The organism is Frankia sp. CcWB3, from assembly GCF_977927595.1.
The window spans coordinates 10,853-19,506 of record NZ_CDWRCK010000060.1; the positions used below are offsets into that span (position 1 = coordinate 10,853).

General features: G+C 69.1%; 8 protein-coding genes and 1 pseudogene. 5 read left to right on the forward strand and 4 right to left on the reverse strand.

All coding sequences use genetic code 11. From position 1 onward, the window contains the following. Positions 1 to 408 precede the first annotated feature (408 nt). The gene (vapB, locus tag ACY5KJ_RS07150; protein WP_462187308.1) at positions 409 to 642 is read left to right on the forward strand and encodes a type II toxin-antitoxin system VapB family antitoxin; all 234 of its coding nucleotides are present in this window, start codon (positions 409 to 411) and stop codon (positions 640 to 642) included. After that, positions 633 to 1,046 carry a PIN domain-containing protein gene (locus ACY5KJ_RS07155; RefSeq protein WP_462187311.1) on the forward strand — a complete coding sequence of 138 codons (414 nt, stop codon included), beginning with the start codon at positions 633 to 635 and terminating at the stop codon, positions 1,044 to 1,046. The genes vapB and ACY5KJ_RS07155 overlap by 10 nt, the downstream gene beginning before the upstream one ends. Before the next feature lie 256 nt (positions 1,047 to 1,302). Here the strand turns inward: ACY5KJ_RS07155 and ACY5KJ_RS07160 are convergent, their stop codons facing one another. Further along, positions 1,303 to 1,539 (reverse strand): acyl carrier protein, encoded by a 237-nt coding sequence (locus tag ACY5KJ_RS07160; RefSeq protein ID WP_462187307.1) that lies wholly within the window; start codon positions 1,537 to 1,539, stop codon positions 1,303 to 1,305. A 437-nt stretch (positions 1,540 to 1,976) separates the two neighbouring features. On the opposite strand from ACY5KJ_RS07160, the gene ACY5KJ_RS07165 reads away from it, so the two are divergent. The 3 genes and pseudogenes from ACY5KJ_RS07165 (at position 1,977) to ACY5KJ_RS07175 (ending at position 4,229) form a co-directional block, all read left to right on the forward strand. After that, positions 1,977 to 2,810, forward strand: a complete 834-nt coding sequence (locus ACY5KJ_RS07165; protein WP_462187306.1) for an SDR family oxidoreductase — start codon at positions 1,977 to 1,979, stop codon at positions 2,808 to 2,810. A gap of 166 nt (positions 2,811 to 2,976) precedes the next feature. After that, positions 2,977 to 3,654: pseudogene (locus ACY5KJ_RS07170) on the forward strand (acyltransferase family protein); the annotation flags it as partial. Between the two features lie 104 nt (positions 3,655 to 3,758). Beyond that, positions 3,759 to 4,229 (forward strand): acyltransferase family protein, encoded by a 471-nt coding sequence (locus tag ACY5KJ_RS07175; RefSeq protein ID WP_462187312.1) that lies wholly within the window; start codon positions 3,759 to 3,761, stop codon positions 4,227 to 4,229. A gap of 560 nt (positions 4,230 to 4,789) precedes the next feature. Here ACY5KJ_RS07175 and ACY5KJ_RS07180 read toward each other — a convergent pair. The 3 genes from ACY5KJ_RS07180 to ACY5KJ_RS07190 form a co-directional block, all read right to left on the reverse strand. Continuing rightward, on the reverse strand, positions 4,790 to 4,990 hold the full coding sequence (locus ACY5KJ_RS07180; protein ID WP_462187305.1) for a hypothetical protein: 201 nt from the start codon (positions 4,988 to 4,990) through the stop codon (positions 4,790 to 4,792). A 269-nt stretch (positions 4,991 to 5,259) separates the two neighbouring features. Further along, on the reverse strand, positions 5,260 to 6,291 hold the full coding sequence (locus ACY5KJ_RS07185) for a helix-turn-helix domain-containing protein (protein ID WP_462187304.1): 1,032 nt from the start codon (positions 6,289 to 6,291) through the stop codon (positions 5,260 to 5,262). A gap of 273 nt (positions 6,292 to 6,564) precedes the next feature. Continuing rightward, positions 6,565 to 8,226 carry a class I adenylate-forming enzyme family protein gene (locus ACY5KJ_RS07190; RefSeq protein WP_462187303.1) on the reverse strand — a complete coding sequence of 554 codons (1,662 nt, stop codon included), beginning with the start codon at positions 8,224 to 8,226 and terminating at the stop codon, positions 6,565 to 6,567. Positions 8,227 to 8,654: the final 428 nt, after the last annotated feature.

Here is an 8,654-nt window from a genome sequence, read left to right on the forward strand (position 1 = left end):
TCCAGGCCCCAGTCCGCCACCTAGCATTGCCTCTGCCGTCGTGGATAATCCGCCTACGTGGCAACAGCCGTGGCACGCTAGTTGGAAACCCGTCGGCGGCTCCACGAAAATATTCTCAACGCGCCGAGAAGACGTTGGCCGACCTTACGCACGACCCGCAGGGGACGTAATGAAGTAACAAATACGTAATCGAGAGCATCATCGCAAGTCACAGGCCTGTGGAGGGTTCGAAACGCGCAAGTTATTTCATTTCGACTCCGCAGACGCCCCCGGAGACGCCCCCGCATATCAGGACACCTTTGGGTACGTGCGAGGTGAGTTGCGAGGTGAATGGGGTAGGTGCCTGCACAGAAGCAGTCATGCTATCATGATTGAGGAGTCTGATATCGAACCTGCGAGGTGGCGCCGGTGGCCGACATCCTCGTACGTGACGTACCCGATGCGGTTCTCGCCGAGCTCGACGCTGCCGCCGCCCGAGCCGGAATCTCGCGTGTCGAGTATCTGCGCCGCACGCTTGCCGCCGAAGCCGAGCGGGCATCGCGCGACACACGTCCCCCTCTTGGGCGGGAGAACTGGGCGCAGCTCCACGACCTGATCTCGGACCTCGCCGACGAAGACGTGATGCGCGGTGCCTGGTCGTGACCGACAGCTGGCTCATCGACAAGTCGGCACTGGTCCGCATACCAACCCATCCCGACGAACCCGTCTGGTCACAGCGAGTCGATCAAGGTCTGGTACACATCTGCGCGGTCACGCTGCTCGAAGTGGGCTACTCGGCCCGCAACGGCCCTGAGCACGCCCGGCTCCTCGGCACCCTGCCGCTCGCACGCATGGTCATCCAGTGGGACATACCGGCAGCCGTGGCCCGGCGCGCCTACGAGGTCCAAGGCCTGCTGGCCGCAGCCGGCCATCATCGGGCCCCGGGCGTCCCCGATCTGCTGATCGCAGCGACAGCGGAAACCGCCGGGCTCACGCTCCTGCACCGCGACAAGGACTTCGAACTGATCGCAGACCTGACCAGGCAACCGTTGTGCCGATTGTCCTGATCCTCCAGACCCCACGCCGATGACACCCCACGAGTTGGACGACGGATGGCTCGTGTTCAACCGGCCGCGCGTCCGCGTCCGCGGCATCCGGGGCATCATAATTCATCGAGGCGGCCGGAGCCTGCGCCGCGGGCGAAGGCGCGGTTGACGGTTCCACTTCGGGCCGCCAGGCGGTCATCGACTTTGGCTGCTCGGCGTCGGATGTCCCCGCCCCGCTCCAGCGTCACCGGGGTCCCCGAGTTCGCTGCTGTCGGTCTCAGTGGACACCGCTGAGCTCCTCGATGTGCTCGCGCAGGTCACCGACGGTGGCGAAACTCGCGAGCCGTTCGTCGGCGATCTGGATCGAGAACTCGCGTTCGACAGCATAGATGAGGTTGATGTGCGCGAGCGAGTCCCATCCGGGTATGTCGGCGGCGGTCGTGGCGTCGGTGATGACGAGGTCGTCGTCACCGAAGATCTCCCGGAAGATCTGCTGCAGCCGCTCCTGCGTCATTACCTGGGCACCGTGGTCAGCTCGGCGATCAGTGCGTGCTCCCGCAGAGCCGCGGCGCCTTCGCCAGCGCCGGCATCCCCTCTGTTGATCATTTCTGCGGCCCATCCCGATGTGATTCGTCATGGCACCCCGCATGGCACCCCGCGTCCACCAGGTCAAACTCTACCGTTACGTAAGAGTTGGTTCGTCGGGGATGGCGTCCCGGCGGGGATTGGAGAGCTGACGCGCCCCTGGGTGCCAACGCATACTCGACCGTTACGTAATGGTACTGTCGCAGCTGTGCGGGATGTGGCTGCTTCGCCGCGGATGACCGCGATCGACTCGCATCGACGCGTGTTCGCGCTGACGGACGGGGCCCGTCCAGGGATCCCGGCGGCCACCTGTTCGCGTTCGTCCGGGTTAGCGACCTGCGCCACTCTGCCGAGGAGCGTCCAGCAGTGACGGCAAAGCAGAACCTGGCTATCGCCTGTGCCGACCATCTGCCAGGCGGAAGTCCATGTGCCCACCTGCCCCAGCTCGCCGGCCGCGGCGCGCTGGTCACCGGTGCCTCCAGCGGGATCGGACGCGCCGTCGCCCTTCGGTTGGCGCGGGCCGGCGCACTTGTCATCGCGACCGGTCGCGATCAGGAGGTGCTGGCGAGGATGGTCAAGGAAGCCGACGAGGTCGGTCTGACCATCCACCACCAGGCTGCGGACATCACCGATCCCGCGGACCGCGGCTGTCTGGTCGACATGGTCCGTGATCAGCCCACGGACCTGAAGATCCTGGTGCACTCGGCAGGGGCCTACCACCGCGGCGCGATCACCGACGCCCCGCTGGCCGACCTCGACGAACAGCTGGACGTCAATGTGCGCGCGCCCTATGTGCTCACCCAGATGCTGATCCCGGACCTCATCCGGACCGGTGGCGACGTAGTGTTCATCAACTCCACCCAGGGCCTGTCCGCCGGCGCCGGCGCCGGCCAGTACGCCGCGGCCAAGCACGCCCTGCGGGCGATCGCCGACAGCCTGCGGGCGGAGGTCTCGGCTGCCGGGGTGCGGGTGTGCACGGTCTTCCCGGGCCGCACCGCGACCCCCATGCAGCAAAAAATCTTCCAGGCCGAGGGGCGGGCGTGGAATGCCGACCTGCTCATCGCGCCCGACGACATCGCCGACGCCGTGACCGGGGCAGTGGCACTTCCCGACCGCGCGAGTATCACCGAGATCGTGATGCGCCCCACCCATGGACCCGGACCAAGGGACTCGTTCGTAGCTCGTCCGCAGACGAGCTAGACCTCACAACGCTGTGCGGCGACTGCCGGCCAGGTCCCAGGTCCGGCCGATAGCCGGCTGCCAACGCCACGATGTTTACCCGATCGGGGCTCGATAGACAATTCAACACCTACGTTAGTGTTTGTTTCTCCGAGGTGTCGCCGCGGCCTTGCCTGGGACGGCACGCATGGCTGACGATCAAGGGGGCGCGTTGACCCGGAGGACCTCGCCGGAATCTGCCCAGCAGGAGATCTTCCGTCCCTCGCGGCAGCTCCCACCGTCTCAGGCCGGGCTGGAGCTGCCCACGTTGACCGGCCTGCGGGGAGTCGCCGCCACTCTGGTGTTCCTCCGCCACATCCACGCAGACGTCCAAGGGACTCTGCCTGTGGTCGCGGTGCTAGGCAACATCGGATACGTGGGCGTCACGTTCTTCTTCGTGCTGTCGGGGTTCGTCCTCACCTGGGCGGCCAGGCCGATCGCCGTGGGGCAATTCTATTGGCGCCGGTTCGCCCGGGTCTATCCTCTGTACTTCGCCGCCATCTGGATCTGGCTCGCGATCGCGTGGCCGCTGGAGACACTCGGGGACTTCGGCTCGAAGCCCCTCTCCATCCTGCCGAGTCTGCTCCTCGTCCAGGCCTGGGTCCCGACCCAGTCGATCTATTTCGGCTGGGGTGGTGCCGTGCTGTGGTCGTTGTCCTGCGAGGCGTTCTTCTACCTGGTCTTCCCATACGTGTACCGCAGGTTCGCGACCCGCACCAACCCCGAACGCATCCGCACCGCGCTCCTGTTCGTTCTCCCTGCCGCGGCCGTGTCATGTGTGGCGAGCGCCGCGGGCTCTCGATTCGATCTTGCCGCGTACGCGAACCCGGCGGTGCGGCTCGGCGAGTTCGTCCTTGGCGTGGCCCTTGGGTTGCTGGCTCGTGAGGGTGCCCGCGCAACGCCGTGGCAACGTCGGATGCTTACGCCTGGTTGGTTGTCTCGATACTCCTGGGCTACCGCTACGGCCATCTACAGGGATTCATCGACACGCTCACACTGCCGGCGTTTGCCATCATCATCTTCCTGGCCGGCACCCGTGAGGCGGACGGCCGCCGGATTCCGGTGTTCAGCTCCCGCCCACTCGTCTATTTCGGCGAGATCTCCTACGCCTTCTATCTCGTTCACCCCGCCGCACTCACGATCAGCGGGGAACTCGGCTGGGTCGACGCCACCACCGCGGCCGGGACGGCGCTCGCCATCCTCGCCGACTTCGCCCTGTCCTTCGCCCTCGCCGCGGTCCTGCATCACACGGTGGAAGGCCCGGCCCGCCGATGGCTGATGGGGGTACTCCGGTCACGATCGTCCCCCCGTCATGCCTACCGGAGCCTGCTGCCCGATGTGCCACCGCGGATCCCACAGGAGTCTGCGAGCGCGGTGCCAGCGGCCCGGGACCTGGCGTGACTGCGGTCATGGCCATGGACAACCCGGCGGGGCCGGAGCTCAGAGGTCGGTTTGATTGGTGATGTGATCAGCTGGCAACGAAGCCGTGGCTGGGTCCCGGTCTCACCCGGTGGGGGCGGAAGTGGTGCCAGTGGGTGTTTCCTGACCGCGATCGGTCAGGATTGTGTCGCGTCTGTGGATGCGGAAAGAGGAGGGAAATCCGTCGCGGCGGGCGAGCGCGGCTGTTAGTGCGGATGTGGCCAGCAGGGAGCCGCCGGCCATGCCGATGTTGCGACGTCGCGCCGCCAAGTGGACTTGGGCGTGGGCGGGGCCGATTTCGTACCGGTGGTAGTGGCAGCCAGGGCAGACGTGGAAAATGGAGGTGCGGCGACGTAGACAGTGATCATGGGATACGGATCCTGGTGACGCTCTCCTCGACGAGGCCGACGGCGGGCCAGCCGATCGACGCCGGTGACTGACCGGGGCTCGTCGGCCGCTACGGCGAGTTGGTAGCCCCGATCGTGGTGCGAGCGGCCTGTTGTGACGCGGGCGTGCCCGCCTGGTCGCCGACTCGGGCCGCGTCAGGTGCGTCCGCAGGCATCGAGAAGAAGCTCGGCGACGGGCGTCCTCACCTCCACGCGGTCGCCGACCGACCGGATCACCTCGATGGCGGTCTCGGTGGCGGTGTCGTTCGCCCAGGCGTGCGCGGACGCGTGGAGGCGGTCGCCGGGATCGTCGCTCGGCTGGTCGAGCTCTACCTGCCGCACCTCCAGCACGTCCACCTTGACCTGGCCATACGGAGTTGGCAGCAGGACGCCTGCGGGCTCCACGGCCCTCGCGCCCGCCGCTGCGCGGAGCACCTCCAGGTGCGGCGTGGTCCCGTGCAGTCGGTCGACAACGTCCAGATCGGCTGTCGCCCGGTGGGCGTTGGAGATTCGGGCACAGCACCGCCAGCCCGCCGACCACGACAGGCGGCTGGCCGGTGAGTGTCCGCACTTCCTCGACGGCCTGGACGACCGCGGCCATCGCGTCGCCCAGGAAGGTCACCCGGCTACCAGACACGGGCCCACCCCGGCTCTGGTAGCCAGACGTCGAGGATCTCGCGCCCACGCCCCACGTCCTGAGCCAGATCGAGCGCGACGAACAGCGGATGCGCAAGCGGCCACCGCCACCGCTCGGGCAGGAGATCGACGCGACGGGCGCAGACGGCCGCCACCGGTGCGACCCGCACCGCGGCACGCGCCTGGGCCGGCGCCGGAGCGGCGCCGAGAAGCGTAGCCGCGCGCCGGAGCACCGCCTGATCGGGAACGAAGAAGTCAGGCACCTGGTCGGCGCGGACAGCGACCGGGGCACCGTACGCCGCGGCGGCGGTCGTGTCCGTCAACGCCCACCCAATCTCGTTTTCCACGTCACGCAGGCCGAGACGCAGCGATCTGGTGACGCCGCTGGTGTCACCGGGATCGGGGAGTCTGGCGAGATAGGCGCGCGGCGTTGGCCATCGCTCGGCCACCTGCCAGAACAGCCGCGAGTCCGTGACGACGTTCGCGGCGTCGACAAGACCGTCGTGCCGCAGCGCCGCCAGCAGCTCCGACACCGTGCTGGCGGAGCGGCCGAGCCGGCGCGCCAGCTCCCGGACGGCGGTGCCCGCTTGCGGCTCCATGAGCAAAGCGGTCGCGACCTCGAGCCCGGCCGTGCCGCTCAAGGCCCGTGTCCGCGCACCGCGTCCGGTGACCGGACTGACCTCGGCGTCGATCACAAGGTTGCTCGAACGAAGCGCGATCCGGCCGCGCAGGTCGTAGTAGCCGGCCCGATGCTCGGTCAGCAGCTTCCGGGCCGCCCCGGTCACCCGGTCCGCGACGACCAGGAGAAGGAAGCCGCCCGATCCACCGGGTGGACGGCTGGCCGCGAGCAGCTGCGCGGCGACGCCCTCGGACACCAGTGACCGGCGCTTGAGCTCGATGGGAACCGCGACACCATCCGGGTCGAGCACGAGATCGACCCCGCGATCGGGCCCGGAGGCGGGCGGTCGGGCCTCGACTCCGAGCTGGCAGAAGGCGTCGACCACGAGGGCCTCGGTGTCCACGCGGACCAGCGTTCACGCTGTTCGCTGTTCGGTCAATACCGAACAGCGAACAAGGGCGCGGCGAGCAACAGCCCGCGAGATCGGGCGGGACAAGGACCGCGGACAAGGTGAGAGGGGTCGAACCGGGTCGGGTCGAGCGAAGCTCGACATCGGGGGTTCGGGGGGTTGCCCCCGGCAGACATCGCGGCAAACGCCGAAGCTGACGGAAGGTCAGCGAGCATGGCAAGCCAGCCCGCAGCGTAGCCGGGGCTCGAACCTATCCGCTCCGTCGGGTCAGGTCGGCGCCATCAGCGGCCCCGGGGCCGGCAGCGACCTCGGCGCCGCCAGCGACCGCAGCATCCGTCGGTCGGTCTTCAGGCTGCTGGTGAGCGGCAGTGCCTCGACGATGTGCACCTCACGCGGGTACCGGATGGGACCCAGCCGGGCGCGGCCCCAGCGCACCAGCTCCTCCGGGGAGACGGTGCCACCCGGGACGAGTTCCACGAACGCGACCACCTCCTCCCCGCGCCGGGAGTCCGGTCGGCCCACGACGCCGCACGAGGCGACCTCGGGATGGGCGAGCAGGCCGTCCTCGACGTCGCGCGGATAGACGTTGACGCCACCCCGGATGATCAGATCCTTGATCCGGTCAACCACGTACAGGTAGCCGTCGGGGTCCAGCCGGCCGATGTCCCCGGTGTGCAGCCAACCGCCCCGCAGCGCCCCCGCGGTGGCCTCCGGGGCCTGCCAGTACCCCGTCATCACCATCGGGCCCCGCACGCAGATCTCCGCGTCCTGGCCCCGACCGGCCTCGCAGCCGTCGGGGAGCTCAATGCGCACCTCGACCCCGGGGGCGGGCACGCCCACGCTGCCGAGTCGTGTTCCGCCCACCGGCGAGGTGGTGATGATCGCGGATGACTCGGTACAGCCGTATCCCTCCACCAGCTCGGCGCTGGGCAGCCGCCGGCGCCATTCGAGGGCGGTCTCCCGGGGCAGCGGCGCGCCACCGCTCGTCACCCGCCGCAGGGTCGACAGATCGTAGTCGTGCAGGGGCTGCGCGAGCAGCTGCGCCACCATGGACGGCACCAACGCACTGATGTTCACCTGGTGCTCGACCACGAGGTCGAGCCAGCTCCGCGGCTCGAACCAGCGCATGAGAACCATCGGTCCGGGGTTCACCATGTGCAGGGTCATGACGCTGATCGTCAGCCCGTAGACGTGGGACAGCGGCAGCGGCAGCAGGCCGGCCAACTTCTCGTCCGGGGTGGCCGACATCGCTGCCCAGCCACCCGCGGACAGCCCGTCGTGCGAGAGGACCACCCCCTTCGCCCGCCCGGTCGTGCCGCCGGTGTAGAGCAGCGCGGCCATGTCGGAAGGATCCACCTCCACAACCGGACTCTCCTCGCCGGCCTCGAGATCGGCGAAGCGCAGTACCGGGGTGGTGAGCCCGACCCGGAGTGTGCCGGCCTGGAGCATGGATCGTGGCGGGGACGGGGACTGCGGCGGAGGCGGGGAGACGCCGGGCCGGTCCCCGTCCGCCAATATCAGGGCGCGCACCGCCGAGCCGCCGTCGCCGACCGCCGCGCGGACCCGGTCCAGGAACTCGGGTGTGGTGACCACGAACCGGGCTCCGCTGTCGACGAGGACGTGGCGCAGCTCGTGCTCGGTCAGCAGGAACAGCACCGGGGTCACGACCCCACCGGCCCGCCACACCGCCTGGTAGGTGACACCCACCTCGGGACAGTTGGCCATGCACACGGCCACCCGGTCGCCCCGGCGCAGACCCGCCGCCCGCAGGCCGCCCGACAACCGGCGGGCCCGCGCCAGCAACTCCCCCGACGTCTGGTCGCGTCCCTCGAAGCGAAGCTCCGCCGTGCCGCCGGTCCGTTCCTGCGCCAGCTCGGCGAGCCGACCGAGGCTGATCCCGGCCGGACGAGATCCGGTTGCGGTCACCATACGATCCGCCTTCCGTAGCCGTGTCTTCCTGTGTGCCCCTGCCTGCGCCCCTGTGCCTGTGCGCCCCGTGCCTGTGCGCCCCGTGCCTGTGCGCCCCGTGCCCTCGTGATGGTGCACCGCGACACGCTCGTAGACCAGCAGGTACCGGCAGGACGTCACCCCGCAGCGTCACGACGGACGCCCGAACCACCGTCGGATGCCATGCTCGGCATACCTGCGGGAGACGGGACCGGTCCATCCCGCCCGGACGGAGGTCGGACGACGCATCGCCCTGTGAACGGCCATCACCCGCCCCCCCCGCGTGGTGAAGCCGGGAAGGCCCGGTTCACGATGGTGGCCGGTCCCGGCAGACGGAGGTGCCCATGGGCTCGCCCATTGGTAAGTCCTCGGCTTGGCGCAACTGGGCGGGCAATGAGACCGTCCGGGAG

Coding starts and splice junctions, on each gene's coding strand:
- ACY5KJ_RS07160 (WP_462187307.1), bottom strand. CDS start 1,539: ATGACGCAGGAGCGGCTGCAGCAGATCTTCCGGGAGATCTTCGGTGAC.
- ACY5KJ_RS07190 (WP_462187303.1), bottom strand. CDS start 8,226: ATGGTGACCGCAACCGGATCTCGTCCGGCCGGGATCAGCCTCGGTCGG.